Origin of the sequence: Gilliamella sp. W8128 (assembly GCF_016100545.1) — a bacterium.
Classification (GTDB): Bacteria; Pseudomonadota; Gammaproteobacteria; order Enterobacterales; family Orbaceae; genus Gilliamella; species Gilliamella apis.
On sequence record NZ_JACFSE010000011.1, the window covers coordinates 17,303 to 33,015 of the forward strand.

14 protein-coding genes and 1 pseudogene are annotated in these 15,713 nt (G+C 34.5%); 3 read left to right on the top strand and 12 right to left on the bottom strand.

All coding sequences use genetic code 11. The features are described from left to right. Window positions 1–146 precede the first annotated feature (146 nt). From eno to ilvI, 7 genes are all read right to left on the bottom strand, one after another. Window positions 147–1,448, bottom strand: coding sequence for a phosphopyruvate hydratase (gene eno, locus H3U97_RS10740; RefSeq protein WP_065578227.1), 1,302 nt, complete (start codon window positions 1,446–1,448; stop codon window positions 147–149). Window positions 1,449–1,502: 54 nt separating this feature from the next. Continuing rightward, window positions 1,503–3,134: a glutamine hydrolyzing CTP synthase gene (pyrG, locus tag H3U97_RS10745; protein ID WP_110453559.1), complete on the bottom strand. Its 1,632-nt coding sequence runs from the start codon at window positions 3,132–3,134 to the stop codon at window positions 1,503–1,505. 280 nt (window positions 3,135–3,414) lie between these two features. Further along, a complete protein-coding gene (locus tag H3U97_RS10750) occupies window positions 3,415–4,107 on the bottom strand; it encodes a Crp/Fnr family transcriptional regulator (RefSeq protein WP_065578225.1) in 693 nt (230 codons plus the stop codon). A 128-nt stretch (window positions 4,108–4,235) separates the two neighbouring features. After that, entirely contained in the window at window positions 4,236–5,396 is a 1,161-nt protein-coding gene (gene tsgA / locus H3U97_RS10755) for an MFS transporter TsgA (protein WP_198198942.1), read from the bottom strand. A gap of 32 nt (window positions 5,397–5,428) precedes the next feature. Continuing rightward, window positions 5,429–6,136, bottom strand: a complete 708-nt coding sequence (gene deoD, locus H3U97_RS10760) for a purine-nucleoside phosphorylase (protein ID WP_198198943.1) — start codon at window positions 6,134–6,136, stop codon at window positions 5,429–5,431. Between the two features lie 178 nt (window positions 6,137–6,314). Then, window positions 6,315–6,809: an acetolactate synthase small subunit gene (gene ilvN, locus H3U97_RS10765; RefSeq protein ID WP_065578222.1), complete on the bottom strand. Its 495-nt coding sequence runs from the start codon at window positions 6,807–6,809 to the stop codon at window positions 6,315–6,317. Next, window positions 6,809–8,527, bottom strand: a complete 1,719-nt coding sequence (gene ilvI, locus H3U97_RS10770; protein ID WP_065614246.1) for an acetolactate synthase 3 large subunit — start codon at window positions 8,525–8,527, stop codon at window positions 6,809–6,811. The genes ilvN and ilvI overlap by 1 nt, the downstream gene beginning before the upstream one ends. Window positions 8,528–8,841: 314 nt before the next feature. Between ilvI and ygfZ the strand changes: the two genes are divergently transcribed. After that, entirely contained in the window at window positions 8,842–9,717 is an 876-nt protein-coding gene (gene ygfZ, locus H3U97_RS10775) for a tRNA-modifying protein YgfZ (protein WP_198198944.1), read from the top strand. Between the two features lie 73 nt (window positions 9,718–9,790). Here the strand turns inward: ygfZ and H3U97_RS10780 are convergent, their stop codons facing one another. The 5 genes from H3U97_RS10780 to ppdD all read right to left on the bottom strand — a co-directional run bounded on the left by H3U97_RS10780 (window position 9,791) and on the right by ppdD (window position 14,650). Next, window positions 9,791–10,957 (bottom strand): M20 aminoacylase family protein, encoded by a 1,167-nt coding sequence (locus H3U97_RS10780; RefSeq protein WP_065614248.1) that lies wholly within the window; start codon window positions 10,955–10,957, stop codon window positions 9,791–9,793. A gap of 182 nt (window positions 10,958–11,139) precedes the next feature. Beyond that, window positions 11,140–11,883, bottom strand: a complete 744-nt coding sequence (locus tag H3U97_RS10785; RefSeq protein WP_198198945.1) for an A24 family peptidase — start codon at window positions 11,881–11,883, stop codon at window positions 11,140–11,142. Next, window positions 11,883–13,058 carry a type II secretion system F family protein gene (locus H3U97_RS10790; RefSeq protein WP_086354046.1) on the bottom strand — a complete coding sequence of 392 codons (1,176 nt, stop codon included), beginning with the start codon at window positions 13,056–13,058 and terminating at the stop codon, window positions 11,883–11,885. The genes H3U97_RS10785 and H3U97_RS10790 overlap by 1 nt, the downstream gene beginning before the upstream one ends. A 21-nt stretch (window positions 13,059–13,079) precedes the next feature. Beyond that, entirely contained in the window at window positions 13,080–14,186 is a 1,107-nt protein-coding gene (locus tag H3U97_RS10795; RefSeq protein WP_065651645.1) for an ATPase, T2SS/T4P/T4SS family, read from the bottom strand. A 32-nt stretch (window positions 14,187–14,218) separates the two neighbouring features. Beyond that, window positions 14,219–14,650: a prepilin peptidase-dependent pilin gene (gene ppdD / locus H3U97_RS10800; RefSeq protein ID WP_198198946.1), complete on the bottom strand. Its 432-nt coding sequence runs from the start codon at window positions 14,648–14,650 to the stop codon at window positions 14,219–14,221. Between the two features lie 185 nt (window positions 14,651–14,835). On the opposite strand from ppdD, the pseudogene ampD reads away from it, so the two are divergent. Both ampD and H3U97_RS11635 read left to right on the top strand, forming a co-directional pair. Beyond that, window positions 14,836–15,369, top strand: a pseudogene (ampD, locus tag H3U97_RS11630) (1,6-anhydro-N-acetylmuramyl-L-alanine amidase AmpD); the annotation flags it as partial. 24 nt (window positions 15,370–15,393) lie between these two features. Next, window positions 15,394–15,708 (top strand): YqcC family protein, encoded by a 315-nt coding sequence (locus H3U97_RS11635; protein WP_370545691.1) that lies wholly within the window; start codon window positions 15,394–15,396, stop codon window positions 15,706–15,708. Window positions 15,709–15,713: the final 5 nt, after the last annotated feature.

The following is a 15,713-nucleotide window of genomic DNA, read 5'->3' on the forward strand; positions in this document are numbered from 1 at the left end:
TCAACGTAAGTGCCTAAGAGTACAACACAACCCAAAGCAACGCAACCCTTATGGTGTTATGTCACCGCTTGAGTAATAAAAATAAGCAATAAAAAACGGTGAACTGAGTCACCGTTTTATTAAAAGGCATCGTTTATAAAAACGAATTATTGACCTTTAACTTCTTTTAAACCGTTAAATGGTGCTTTTGAACCTAAAGCTTCTTCAATACGGATTAATTGGTTGTATTTAGCAACACGATCAGAACGGCTCATTGAACCAGTTTTGATTTGACCAGCAGCTAAACCAACAGCTAAATCAGCGATAGTTGAATCTTCAGTTTCACCTGAACGGTGAGAGATAACCGCAGTATAACCCGCATCTTTCGCCATTTTAACAGCTGCGATAGATTCAGTTAAAGTACCGATTTGGTTAACTTTAACTAGGATTGAGTTAGCGATACCTTTCTCAATACCTTGTTTGAAGATTTTAGTGTTAGTTACAAATAGATCGTCACCAACTAATTGGATTTTGTTACCTAATGCTTTAGTTTGGTATGCCCAACCTTCCCAATCGCTTTCGTCTAAACCATCTTCGATAGATACGATTGGATATTGTTCAGTTAAACCTTCTAGATAGTGAGTAAATTCTTGAGCTGTGAACTCTTTATTACCTTCACCTTTTAATACGTATTTACCAGTTTCTTTGTTATAGAATTCAGAAGCTGCACAGTCCATCGCTAAAGTAATGTCTTTACCTAATACATAACCAGCTTTTTCAACTGCTTCTTTGATGCAAGCTAATGCTTCAGCATTTGAACCTAAGTTAGGAGCAAAACCACCTTCATCACCAACAGCTGTGTTCATGCCTTTAGCGTGAAGTACTTTTGCTAAATTGTGGAATACTTCAGAACCCATACGGATTGCTTCACGTACTGTTTTAGCACCAACTGGTTGAATCATAAATTCTTGTAAGTCGATGTTATTATCAGCATGTTCACCACCATTGATGATGTTCATCATTGGTAATGGCATAGAGTATTGACCTGGAGTACCATTAAGATCAGCGATATGTTGATAAAGTGGTACACCTTTAGCTGCTGCTGCTGCTTTAGCTGTAGCTAAAGATACAGCAAGAATTGAGTTAGCACCTAAGTTTGATTTGAAATCAGTACCGTCTAAGTCAAGCATTACTTGGTCGATAGCTGCTTGATCTAACGCATCTTTACCAACAACTGCTTTAGCAATTGGGCCATTTACGTTTTCAACAGCTTTAAGTACGCCTTTACCTAAAAAGCGAGATTTGTCACCATCACGAAGTTCTAATGCTTCACGTGAACCTGTTGATGCTCCTGATGGAACGATAGCAAGACCAACGAAACCACCTTCTAAATGAACTTCAGCTTCAACAGTTGGGTTACCACGAGAGTCGATGACTTCACGACCATGTACTTTAACGATTTTTGCCATGTTATTTTCCTCTATATGACAGATATGTAACTATAATGTAAATATAAACTATTTTTACTGCTGATCTTGATGATCTTTGGCAGCTTTAATAAAACTACTAAATAATGGATGTCCATCACGTGGTGTTGAAGTGAATTCCGGATGGAATTGACACGCAACAAACCATGGATGATCAGGAATTTCAATAATTTCTACTAGTTTTTTATCAGTTGATAATCCTGTTACTTTTAATCCAGCTTTAACCACTTCTGGTAATAAATTGTTGTTGACTTCATAACGATGGCGATGACGTTCGGTAATCGATTCTTTTTTGTACATACCTGCAACTAATGAATCAGGCTCTAAATGACAAATTTGAGAACCTAAACGCATAGTACCACCAAGATCACTATCTTCACTGCGTTGAACCACTTTTCCTGATTCATCGCTCCATTCAGTAATTAATGCAATTACTGGATTTGCGCAATCTTTAACAAACTCTGTTGAATTAGCATCTTTTATGCCAGCAACATTACGAGCATATTCAATTAATGCCACCTGTAAACCAAGACAAATACCTAGGTAAGGGATCTTGTTTTCACGAGCATAACGTGCAGCCATAATTTTGCCTTCAACGCCACGATAGCCAAAGCCACCAGGAATTAATATTGCATCTAAACCTTGTAATAACTCAGTACCACGCGATTCAAGATCTTCTGAATCAATATAACGAATATGTACAGTTAGACGATTCTTTAAACCACCGTGTTTTAATGCTTCATTAACTGATTTATAAGCATCAGGTAACGCAATATATTTACCAACCATACCAATGGTCACTTCACCAACAGGGTTGGCTTCTTCATAAATCACTTGTTCCCATTCAGATAGATCCGCTTCTTTACATTCAAGATGGAAGCGATTGCACACAAACGTATCTAAATTTTGTGATTTTAATAATGCAGGGATTTTGTAAATCGAATCAACATCTTTAAGTGAAATTACCGCACGTTCAGGCACATTACAAAATAGCGCAATTTTAGCTCTTTCGTTAGCTGGAATAGCCCGATCTGAACGACAAATTAATACGTCAGGTTGAATACCAATTGATAATAACTCTTTCACTGAGTGTTGAGTTGGTTTAGTTTTAACTTCACCAGATGATGCAAGGTAAGGAACTAAAGTTAAATGCATAAACAAAGTGTGTTCACGACCAACATCTACCGCTAATTGGCGAATAGCTTCCAAAAATGGTAATGATTCAATGTCACCAACAGTACCACCAACTTCAACGATAGCAACATCATAACCTTTTGCACCATCAATAACACGATCTTTTATCGCATTAGTGATATGAGGAATAACTTGGACTGTCGCGCCTAAATAATCTCCACGACGTTCTTTGCGTAAAACGTCAGAATAAATACGTCCAGTTGTAAAGTTGTTTTTTCGGCTCATTTTAGTGCGGATAAAACGCTCATAATGCCCCAAATCAAGATCAGTTTCGGCACCGTCTTCAGTCACAAAAACTTCACCATGTTGAATTGGGCTCATTGTTCCCGGATCGACGTTGATATAGGGATCAAGTTTTAGCATGGTGACTTTTAAATTGCGGGCTTCTAAAATTGCAGCTAGAGATGCTGCGGCAATGCCTTTACCTAAAGAAGAAACGACACCGCCTGTAACAAAAATATAATTCGTGACCATTAATACCAGACCATTATTAATTTAATTGAACAATATCACATCAGTTTAAACGATAAAACCCATGCAATATATGATGAATCAGACGGGAAAATAGTATAACAGAATATGGCTTAGCTCACAATTGAATAATTATGTTTAATCGATAAGTTACTCACTTTGCTTAATGAAATAAGATCTATTATTTAGATAATCCGTCTAATATTAATCCCAATATAGTTAATATTTTTTTGATATCTTTTTCAGTAGAACGTTTTATTGGCGATTAACGATATAATTTAAATTACTTGGCGAATTTCCCCTTAAATTCGATAAACTCTTTAAGGTTATCGATATTTTTAATTTCTAATTTACCTGCAACTTTATGTACGATATCTAAGTTAATTAACTCATTAACAGCACGACGATAAACACGGTCAGTAGTGCCAAAACGTTCTGCTTCTAAATAGTTTTTTTGAAAGTTATTAACCGGGTGAATATTAAGGTGATGTTGATACATATCAAAAGCAATGTTGTAACAAATTGAATATAATGTTCTTTTTAAGAAGATATCTAAGGTTTCTTGATAATCAAAGGCGATAGCACTAGCAAAAAACAGTGCTAATTTAGGATGTTCAAGTAATGATTGATATAATTTATCAATACTAACGACAGCGATAGTTAATGCTTCTTCGGCGATAATATCAAATTGACATAGATAGTTGGTGAAGAACTCCATTTCGCCAAATATATGCTCATCGCAATCTACCGTACCTATATGAAATCGACGTCCATTATTGGCCTGATAACGTATTGAAATCGTACCATTATAAACAACAATTAAATTATCGACTTTACATCCTTGACGAAAAAGCGTAGTTTTTTCATCTACGATTTTTTTTTCAACAATACATTGTTCAATAATTGAAGCAAACAACTTATTATTATCTTGCCAATAATGACTAAAACGACCTTTATTTAATGATTTTAATTGCATATCACTCACACATTAATATTCGATAACGTATAGATACTTAATGATCTACAGCGTTATCTTTTTCTAATTTGGTACAATTATAGTCAATAATAATAAAAGATATGCCATTTCAATCTAATCTATTATTTTTAATTATTGACCCTTTTCTTTAAAAGAATTGAAATCACCAACATAACAATAATAACAGCATAAAGTATAGGTATCGCATTCATGATAATTTGAATACCCAAATAGTTATATAATTTCGAGCTTATAGCTGGACTAAACATAGCCCCAGCACTACCACTAATTAAAATGAATGAAACATTTTTACTTGATGCTTTTTTTACAAAGGTCACGCCATAAGCCACAAAAGCGTTATATAAAGCAGAGCATACAAATCCATATCCATAAGTATAGTAACCAATATAATCAATATGTTCAGTATTGACGATCATCAGTGTCATTATGAAGGCTAATAAAATGATAGAAATAAAAAAGTGCTCAATTTTAACTCGCGTTACAATCGCCGTCGAAACTAATGCTCCGATTAAGGCTGCTGTCCAGTATTGAGTAATAATGTTGCCTGCATCTTCAAACGAAATTGAAAATTTTTGGCTAACAAATAGAGGAGCCCAAGTTAAAAACGTATATAACGCTAACATCGCCAAAAATAAACCGAAACCAGAAGATAAAATACCAAAGTTCCATTCAGATCGCTGATGCTTCTCTTGTTTTGCTTTAGGCTGATTAATTAAATCGAAATTAGTAAATAAAATAATGATTAACATCAATACTGCAACTATTCCAACCGTTAAATAGCTACTAGCCCAAGATAGATTATGAGTTAAAGCATAGGTAGTGATTAGCGGGAAAATGATGCCAGCAATATTAAATGTAGCATCTTGTACCACTAACATTGTACTTTGTATCTTATCTTGCCAAGTCGATACCACAATTGTACCCGCGATACACAACCCTATTCCACCACACAAGCCTATCAAAGTCATACAAACTTCAAGTATTATTAGCGAGTTGGTGATATATAAAATAAAGGAACTAATAACAATAATTGTATAACTAAGTAAGGTAATTCGTTTAATCCCAATAATATCGATTAAAAAGAAAGCCAAAATAGTTCCTATTAAAGCCCCACCATTTAATAAAGAAAAAATGAATGCAACACTGTTTACATCTGCATTAAAATTTTGCGCTATTGGTTCTATTAGCATACCAAACTGAGAGGCAAAACCAGCCATAATAAAGTTAGCTAAAAAACTAATAAGTGTGAGCGATAATTTATTTTTCATATTTCCATCCGAAAAAGGCAATAAATAACCAATTAAGATTTAATAGCCACGTTTAAAGCAAGTTTGATCATATTATTAAATGTCATTTGCCTTTCTTCCGCCGTTGTCTCTTCACCAGTTAAACAATGGTCTGAAACCGTTAAAATGGCTAACGATTCGACATTAAACTGTTGCGCAATTCCATATAAACCAGCAACTTCCATATCAATTCCTAGTACCCCTGATTTTTCTAATGTGCTAATCAACGTTTCATCAGGGTCATAATAAAGATCGCCACTAAACACATTACCTACTTTAATTGGTAAATCCATAGTATTAGCCATTTCATAGGCACGATGTAATAACGAGAACGTCGCCGATGTGGCAATATTATAACCATTCGCTCTTTTTTGATTAGTCATTGAATCCGTCCCCGCAGCCACGGCTAATATGACATCACGCATTTTAACGCTTTGCTGTGTGGCACCTAAAGAACCTACTCGGATAATACGTTTAACATTAAAGTCATTAATTAATTCATGCGCATAAAGGGTTATTGATGGAATCCCCATTCCATGCCCCATTACTGACACCGCAACGCCCTCATACAATCCAGTATATCCTAGCATATTACGTACATTACAAACCTCTTTAACATCGGTTAAGTAATTTTCTGCAATAAATTTTGCGCGTAAAGGATCGCCGGGCATGATAACGGTTTGAGCAAAGTCATTGGGATTAGCATTAATATGTGCAGTCATAATATTTCCTAAATAATAAATAAATTGTTCCAATTATAATAAAGATATTTTTGTTTCAACTAGGACATAAGTCCGAACCTGATGCGTTATACCTCATTTTTAGGAAATTATTTGACGATTACTTTTTCATTTATAAAAAAAGCGCCTAGCGCGCTTTTCATTTTATTTAGATGATAACTTATTTGACCGTTTTTTCACTGCGTGATAAACCAATAATACCAGAGCGAACAATTTCTACTATATTACAAGTCTCACGAATAGAGGATAGAAATGATTCTAATTTTTCACTAGTACCTGATAATTGGACAATATAATGTGTTGCTGTCACATCAACAATCGAACCTCTAAAAATATCAGCACAACGTTTAACTTCATCACGTGCATCAGAGCTTTTAGCTGCAACTTTAACTAACATTATTTCACGTTCAACATGTGGCCCCTCTGTAAGGTCATTAACACGATAAACATTGACCAACTTATGTAATTGTTTTTGGATCTGTTCAAGCACATGTTCATCACCAGATGTTTGAATCGTCATTCGACTCATTGTTGGATCTTCAGTTTGTGCGGTAGTAATGGATTCAATATTAAACCCACGCTGTGAAAATAAACCGATAATTCTTGATAATGCACCAGGTTCATTTTCAGTTAAAATTGATAATATATAACGCATTAGGTTCTCTCCGTTTTACTAAGCCACATCTCATTCATTGCCCCACCGCGAATTTGCATTGGATAAACATGTTCTGTCGCATCAGTCATGACATCAATAAAAACTAAACGATCTTTTATAGCTAGCGCTTTTTTAAGCTTAGGTTCCAGATCTTCTCGTTTATTAATTACCATCCCAACATGACCATAAGCTTCGGCAATCTTGGCAAAATCAGGTAATGACTCCATATAAGATGATGAATGACGACCAGCATAAATCATATCTTGCCATTGCTTAACCATGCCTAAAAAACGGTTGTTAAGGTTTAATACAATTACAGGTAAACCATATTGCAAGGCTGTTGAAAGCTCTTGAATATTCATTTGAATACTACCATCACCTGTTACACAAACTACATGCTTCTTAGGGAATGCAAGTTTAACACCCAATGCAGCAGGTAAACCAAAGCCCATGGTACCCAGACCGCCAGAAGTAATAAAATGACGAGGTTTGTCAAAGGGATAATAGAGCGCAGTAAACATTTGATGTTGCCCTACATCGGTTGCAATATAAGCATCACCTTTGGTCAGCTTATATAAAACTTCAATCGCTTCTTGTGGTTTAATACTTTCACCTTCATGGCTATAAGCAAGACATTTGCGAGCTCGCCAATGCTCAATCTGCTTCCACCAATCAACTAAAGCATCTAGGTCACGTTCAGTACTAAGATCTTCAAGTTGTGTTAACATGGTTTCAACAACTTGTTTTGCATCACCTACTACAGGTATAGTTGCAGAAACAGTTTTGGATATAGACGTTGGATCAATATCAATATGAATAATTTTGGCTTTTGGACAATATTTTTCAACATTGTTAGTAGTTCTATCATCAAAACGAGCACCTATTGCAAAAATAACATCTGCATTATGCATTGCCATATTAGCTTCATAGACACCATGCATACCAATCATGCCTAAATATTTTTTATCTGTTCCGGGAAAAGCACTAATCCCCATTAACGTTGAGGTCACAGGCAGATTGAGTTTATCTGCTAGTGATTTAACCACATTGCTAGCGTCAGCACTAATTACCCCACCACCAATGTATAACACAGGTTTTTTAGCTGCTAATAAGGTAGTTAATGCTTTTTTAATTTGCCCTTTATGTCCTTGAGTCGTTGGATTATAAGATCGCATTGTTACTGACTTTGGATAATTATAATTATATTTGTTAGCTGGATTAACTATATCTTTCGGCAAATCAATAACAACTGGACCTGGGCGACCAGTGGAAGCAATATAAAACGCTTTTTTAATCGTTTCTGGAATATCTTTACTATCTTTGATTAAAAAACTATGTTTAACAATTGGGCGTGAAATCCCAACCATATCACACTCTTGGAAGGCATCATTACCAATTAAATTACTCGCGACTTGGCCAGATAAAATTACTAATGGCACTGAATCCATATAGGCTGTTGCAATACCAGTAATAGTATTAGTTGCCCCGGGGCCTGAAGTAACAAGTACCACACCAACATCACCTGTTGCTCTGGCATAACCATCAGCCATATGTACTGCAGCTTGCTCATGACGAACTAAAATATGCTCAATACCACCTAAGGTATGAATTGCATCATAGATATCCAAAACACTACCGCCTGGATAACCAAATATCTGCTTAACTCCTTGATCAATCAGTGACTGAATGACCATTTCTGCGCCTGACAGTTTTGCCATGGTTGTTGCCTCCATTTATAACTTATTTGTCATTTTTGATTTATTTTGCATGAACTAATACAGAAAATCAATAAAGTCAATAATATGTGCGATATACTTATCTTTTTTGGATACTAGGCCTCATTTTTGAAAGAAATAACTTGTAAATATTCAATTAATCGATTTTAATTGGATTAATGTCAATTTTTAATTGATGACAAATAATATCTTTATGATTTATTAACAATTATTTATTATTTTTTGTTTGTTTTTTTATGCATAACTTATACTAGTTATTTTGTATTAGAGTCCTTTATATTAAAAAGGTGTTTTTAATGAACAATTCTTATTGTAAACCAACTTCCCTATCTGATTGGCAATTAGTCAAAGTATCAGGTATTGACAATCGTACATTTTTACAAGGACAAGTGACTGCTGATATTAATCATCTTAATGAATATACAGCACTATTTGCAGCCCACTGTGATGCAAAAGGCAGGATGTGGAGTAATTTAATATTATTTCAACGAGGAGCAGATATTTTTTATATTGTGCGAAAAACAGTTGCCGAAAAACAAATTGCCGCTCTTAAAAAATTTGCCGTTTTTTCAAAAGTGACAGTTGAACCAGTTACTGATCTTAACCTAATTGGCTTAGAAAATAATGCCATTGAACAATCGATTATTGCAGAATTAGGTGATAATAGTTGTCTCACGAGGGGAGATGTAACTTATATCAAAATTCCATTACCTGAAATTCGAGTAATAAAAGTATCAAGTGAACCATTACCAGCCGACTTACAATCTGCTGATCATTGGTTAAAACTCGATTTAGAAGCAGGTTATGCCATTATTGATGAGCCAAATATTGAAAGTCTTTTACCACAGGCTTGTAACTTACAACATTATAATGCCATTAGTTTTGATAAAGGCTGTTATTGTGGACAAGAGATGGTAGCTAGAGCTCAATTTCGAGGCGCAAATAATCGTGGACTTTATCTGTTGGTTGGAAAAAGCAAGACTTTGCCAATAATTGGTGACAAGCTTGAATATGAACTTGATGGAAATTGGCGAGAAGGTGGTCAAGTATTAGCTGCATTAAAACTTGAACAAGATAATCAAATCTATGTGCAAGTCGTGTTAGCCAATGGCATTGATATTGAAACAAATTTCCGTGTTAAAGGACAAGTAGATAGTCTGTTGAATTTCTAAATTGAACGTATAAATGGTTTAGAACCAATAATATTAATTCAGCTGGAATAAACCTATTCCAGCTGATTAAAATTTACTGTCCTAATTCTTGATATACAATTTCGATAAAATAGCGCGCACCAGTTGTCAAAATTTCATCATTAAAATTATATGAAGGATTGTGAACATTTGTGCCTTCACCTGCACCAATTTTAATATAAGCGCCAGGTATTTTTTGCAACATAAAGGCAAAATCTTCTGATCCCATCGTTGGTGGTGAATCCACAATAATCTTATCGTCACCAACAATTTTTTGTGCAGCTTTAATGGCAATATCAGCTTGTTTAGCGTGATTAATAGTTGCTGGATAACGTCGCTGATAATCAACCTCCGCTCTGGTATTGAAGGTTAAAGCAATACCTGTCGAAATATGTTTAATGCGCTCTTCTGCTAAATTTTGATCTTCAGTATTCAAGGCTCTAACAGTACCGCGAATCACAGCATGTTGAGGCAGTACATTCCAAGTATCGCCACTGTGAATTTGTGTCACACTAATAACCAATGAATCAATTGGATTTAGATTACGACTAACAATCGTCTGTAAATTATTAACAATTGTGGTAGCAGTTAAAATCGTTTCTTTGCCTAAATGTGGTGCAGCCGCATGGGCACCCACCCCGGTTATTTTGATTTCAAAAACATCATAAGATGCCATCACTGCACCATGATTAATTAAAAAATGGTTTAATGCTAGATTAGGTTGATTATGCATACCATAAACAGCTTCGATGGGAAATTTATCAAATAAACCATTTTCGACCATGACTCTGCCACCACCTTCGTTTTCTTCAGCAGGTTGGAAAATAACCACAACTGTGCCAGAAAAATCTCGATGAACGCTTAAATATTTTGCTACACCTAATAAAGTTGCCGTATGTCCATCATGTCCACAGGCATGCATTTTGCCATGAATCGTTGAACAGTAATCAATATCATTTTCTTCAATAATATCTAATGCATCAATATCCGCTCGTAATGCAATAGTTCGACCATTATTTTTACCATGAATAATGCCTACCACCCCTGTCGGTGCAAATTCTGTGTATAGTTCAGTAATACCAAACGATTTTAATTTTTCGATAATAAACTCGGTAGTTTGTTTTTCTTCAAAAGCGGTTTCTGGATGAGCATGAATATAATGACGCCATTCGGTCATTTCATCTTTTAATGCGTTAATGCTGTTGGCAATAATATTCGTCATTGAGCATTCCTTAATTACTTAACTACAAATCTGAAAGAGTTAATTGCACTATAACGTTTATTGAAAATGAATATAAATACCGATTTTTACTAACCTTATCATTTTTAGTTATAAGCAAAATTTGACAATAGAATCAAAAAATAACTAATTAAAATCATTTAAGATAGAAACAAGAAAATTGTTCAGTTTAAGTAGAGAATAAAATACCCTGAGATTAATAAAAAGGGACCAAAAGCGATTAATTGATAGCTTTTTTTAAATAGATATTTTGAGAAAATGTAATAGATGATAGCCAACGTCGATGCAATGATTAACATTAACGGTAATAACTGGTAAGGTAACCACGCACCTAAAGCAGCAATTAACTTTATATCACCACCACCTAATCCCTGTTTACTTGTTATACAAAAAAAGATGATTGCCGGTAATTTAAGCATTAAATAGCCGAACAAAATACCTACTAGTGCATCATTGATAGTAAATGAAGATAAATTTAAGTAAGCCATTATCAACCCACCCCACATTAATGGTTGAGTAAAAAAATCTGGCAATAATAAATAGTTAATATCAATTAGTGCTAACAACAAAAAAATAACTGCAAGTAACATAAGTAAAGCACATCTAAAATTTAGCCCCTTATCTAAATAAATCAGCAAAAATAATATTGCTATAGTTAGTTCAAAAATAGCATAGCTATTGGTTATTTTATGGTAACAATAATAACAACGTCTTTTTAACATCAACCATGACAATACAGGAATTAACTGCCAAGCACTAAGTTTGTGATGACAATTTTGGCATGAAGAACGAGGAATAGTAATAGCGAACAGATATTCATATAAAGACTGCGTAGGTGAATAACGATAATAAGCAACTCGCAAAAAACTACCTATAGCAAGTCCGAGGCAAAAAAAGAGTATAGCCATTAGCTGATCACGTCAGCCATTTGGAATATCGGCAAATATATCGCAATAATTAAACTGCCAATTATTGTAGCTAAAATTAGCATTAATGAAGGTTCAAATGCTTTGACTAGATTATCAGTTAAGGTTTGGTTTTGTTGTTGATAGTAAAGAGTAATATTATCCAACATAATATCTAATGAACCAGACTCTTCGCCGGCATGAACTAGTTGCACACAAAGCTTCGGTAAAGCTGGATAGCTAGCTAACATTTGACTAAAGCTATTCCCCTGTTCAATCCCCGTCATAATTTGCTTGATGATATTACGGTAATAAAAATTACTTATAGTTTTAGACGAGGCGGTTAATCCTGTCAAAAGTGGGATACCTGCTTGTTGAGTTATTGCTAATGTATGAAAAATTTGCATCAGACATTGAGATTGGATTATTTGACCAATTAAAGGGAGCTGTAATTTATGCTTATCCATAATAAGTTGATAACGTACTTTAACAACATAATGAAAAAACAAATAACATAACGTAATAGCTAATAATATAAATAACCCATCTTGTCTAACATTATTAGCTACATCAATCACTAATTGCGTAAAATAGGGTAACTCTGCATCAAAGCTCTGATAAATGTCGGCAAATTTTGGCAGGACAATAAATATCATAACCATAATCACTATCACCGATACAAATAATAAAAAAAGTGGATAACGCAGCGCCTTTTTAATCTGATTTTGTATTGATAATGATCTTTCTAGGTGATAGGTTAATTGTTCAAAACTCTGTTCTAATCTTCCCGTCAATTCACCAATGGCAATAATTTCACAATAAAGTTCTGAAAATACTGAATGGTGCTGTTTTAATGCAATCGATAGTGATTCACCTTTGGTTATTTTCTGACTAATATCGGTTAACAGATATTGCCATTGCGCTTTAGGTTGATCATCAATCAGTAATCGTAAACTCTCTACAATTGATAGTCCGGCTTTTAACATTGTAGCTAACTGTTTAGTTATAATAAGCAGTTCACTAAGTTTAAAACTTTGTGAGGTAATTAAGTTACCGGAACTAATTTTAATCGCAAGTTGTCCTTCTAATAACAATTTTCTTCGCACATCTTGCTTAGATATGGCAATAATTTTATTTTGATGAAAGTTAATATCATACCAATAATAAAGTCGCTTCATGCATTATCTCCAAACTATCACTCAATTATTACCTAAAACACGATTTAATTCTGCTAGCGTAGTGATGCCTTGTTGAACGAGTTTATTGCCTACTTGTCTAAGCGATACCATATTTGGTGAGGTAATCGGTTGATTGGTTAAAATCTGTTGTTGTACTTGTGGCGTAATAATTAACAGTTCATATAAGCCTATCCGCCCTAAATAACCACCCACACATTTTTCACAACCCATGGCGATAAAATGTGGTGACGGTTCGTTATTTATCAACGTAAGCTCACTGGCTACCATTTTACAATGTTGGCACAATTTACGAACTAATCGCTGCGCAATAACTAGTTTTAAACTGGATGATAACAAGTAATTTTTAATCCCCATTTGATTTAAACGAATGATAGCCTCAATACTAGAATTGGTGTGTAGGGTTGATAACACTAAATGCCCCGTTTGCGCTGCTTGAATGGCAATCTCAGCCGTTTCAGGATCACGAATTTCACCAATCATCATCACATCGGGGTCTTGACGCAAAAAGGCTCGTAATATCACAGAAAAACTTAAACCAGCCTTAAGATTAACTGCTGTTTGATTAATACCATCTAATGGAATTTCGATCGGATCTTCAACACTACAAATATTACATTTAGGTTTATTTAATCGCTTTAAAGCACTATATAACGTCATAGTTTTACCACTGCCAGTCGGTCCTGTTACCAAAATCAAGCCTTGTGGATAATCTAATATTTGTTTAAAGGTTAATAGATCTTCCCCTGTTAATCCTAAATCATCGATGCTCAATTCTGAGTCATGATTATCCATAACCCGTAATACAATCTTTTCACCATTAATGACAGGTAAAGTAGCTATGCGCATTGCATAATTATTAATCACCAGTTGACCATCTTGCGGTAGCCGTTGTTGAGCAATATTTAAATTAGCCATAACCTTTAGTCTAGCTGCTATCTGTTTAGCTAACATTAACGGCGGTGTTAGCATATTTTGCAAAACGCCATCAATTCTCATGCGAATTCGATAATGATTTTGATAAGGCTCAAAATGAATATCTGATGCCCGCTTATCCAATGCTGAAAGCAATAATTTATCTAAGCTTTCGACGAGATTCTCTTCTTGCATAGCGGTTATCCTATTAACGATATTAATCACAATTAAAATTTAAAAATATCTTCACAAGCTGTAACTAAAGTTGGCTCTGGTGGATTTGTTAGACATGTACGTGACCAATCTAAATTACCTAAATTAGCATTCAAAGTAGGTGTTAAGGTTACAGTTAGACTTGATAAAGCGCTTTTACCGACTAAAGTTATCGCCCCATTAGAGACATTAATTGACGTCACATAATTGGTCGTTCTAGTCGTTGGCACACCGTTATTACCACTACTACATTTGCTTAAAGCGCCTTGCTCTATAGCACAAATTTCAATGGCTGTTTTATATGCAGTCATTGATTGCAACATATCGGTTAAGGATGCTTTTTTTATATAACCTTGATAAGCAGGTAAACCGATAGCAGTTAAAATTGCTATCACGACAATAGCGATCATTAATTCAAATAGAGTAAATCCAGATTGGTATTGCATAACAGCCTCACAAATCAAATAATTGTTTGATAGTGTGACTTTATAGCTAATTTAAAAAATGAAATAATATATAGAGAAAATTTTAGAACTTGAAATACAAAATGATCACCACAATCATCACAGTGGTAATTAAAATTGTGAAACAGATCGAAATTTATAGCAAATCTAAATGTATCGGAGCTATTATGCCTTTAAAAATTGTTGATGGTTGGATTAAAAATATTAAGCAAATAAAATCGCCTTATTATAATGACCGTCCAGAAGATCAACCTATCTCATTACTGGTTATTCATAATATTAGCCTACCACCTAAGCAATATGGCGGTCCTTATGTCGAACAACTCTTTACAGGTAAACTAGACCCAAACGCACACCCCTATTTTGCTGAAATTTATCAATTACAAGTATCAAGCCATTTGTTCATAAGACGTGATGGTGAAATTATTCAATTTGTCCCTTTTGATAAACGGGCTTGGCATGCAGGCAAATCTATCTTTGCTGGCAAGGAAAATTGTAATGATTTCTCAATTGGTATTGAAATGGAAGGTTGTGATACTGAGGACTTTACCGAAATACAATATCAGCAACTGGCCATAGTAACCAAATTATTACAACAAACCTATCCAATTAAACATATTACTGGCCATAGTGATATTGCCCCAACAAGGAAAACAGATCCAGGACCTTATTTTGATTGGCAGTATTACCGATCACTAATTAATTATCATAAACAAATAGATTTAATGACTAATCAATTAAGATTGATTAAAGATGAATTACAAAGATTGACACTTTGGCAACCTTCGCCTCCAGCAGCTGAGGCGTTTTTGAGTGAACAGCCATTTGCGCTTGATACCATGCAACCCTATGAATGGTTACAGTGGATATTTATCCCACGAATGCAAGCATTAATCGATGCTAATGCTGAATTACCAAAATTTGCCCTTCATCCTTATTTTGAAGAAGCATTTAAACAGCAAGAAATGGATGTTGATGACTTATTAAAGTTGATAAAGAAACTTGATGAATTATCAACTAACCAAAGAATGGATGATTGAAAGTA

Bases quoted from the DNA above. Each gene is read 5' to 3' on its own strand.
- ilvN (WP_065578222.1), bottom strand. From the start codon at position 6,809: ATGCGTTATATATTATCAATTTTAACTGAAAATGAACCTGGTGCATTA.
- H3U97_RS10780 (WP_065614248.1), bottom strand. From the start codon at position 10,957: ATGACGAATATTATTGCCAACAGCATTAACGCATTAAAAGATGAAATG.
- H3U97_RS10790 (WP_086354046.1), bottom strand. From the start codon at position 13,058: ATGAAGCGACTTTATTATTGGTATGATATTAACTTTCATCAAAATAAA.
- eno (WP_065578227.1), bottom strand. From the start codon at position 1,448: ATGGCAAAAATCGTTAAAGTACATGGTCGTGAAGTCATCGACTCTCGT.
- deoD (WP_198198943.1), bottom strand. From the start codon at position 6,136: ATGACTGCACATATTAATGCTAATCCCAATGACTTTGCTCAAACCGTT.
- tsgA (WP_198198942.1), bottom strand. From the start codon at position 5,396: ATGAAAAATAAATTATCGCTCACACTTATTAGTTTTTTAGCTAACTTT.
- ppdD (WP_198198946.1), bottom strand. From the start codon at position 14,650: ATGCAATACCAATCTGGATTTACTCTATTTGAATTAATGATCGCTATT.
- H3U97_RS10750 (WP_065578225.1), bottom strand. From the start codon at position 4,107: ATGCAATTAAAATCATTAAATAAAGGTCGTTTTAGTCATTATTGGCAA.
- H3U97_RS10795 (WP_065651645.1), bottom strand. From the start codon at position 14,186: ATGCAAGAAGAGAATCTCGTCGAAAGCTTAGATAAATTATTGCTTTCA.
- H3U97_RS10785 (WP_198198945.1), bottom strand. From the start codon at position 11,883: ATGGCTATACTCTTTTTTTGCCTCGGACTTGCTATAGGTAGTTTTTTG.
- ilvI (WP_065614246.1), bottom strand. From the start codon at position 8,527: ATGGCAAAACTGTCAGGCGCAGAAATGGTCATTCAGTCACTGATTGAT.
- ygfZ (WP_198198944.1), top strand. From the start codon at position 8,842: ATGAACAATTCTTATTGTAAACCAACTTCCCTATCTGATTGGCAATTA.
- pyrG (WP_110453559.1), bottom strand. From the start codon at position 3,134: ATGGTCACGAATTATATTTTTGTTACAGGCGGTGTCGTTTCTTCTTTA.
- H3U97_RS11635 (WP_370545691.1), top strand. From the start codon at position 15,394: ATGACTAATCAATTAAGATTGATTAAAGATGAATTACAAAGATTGACA.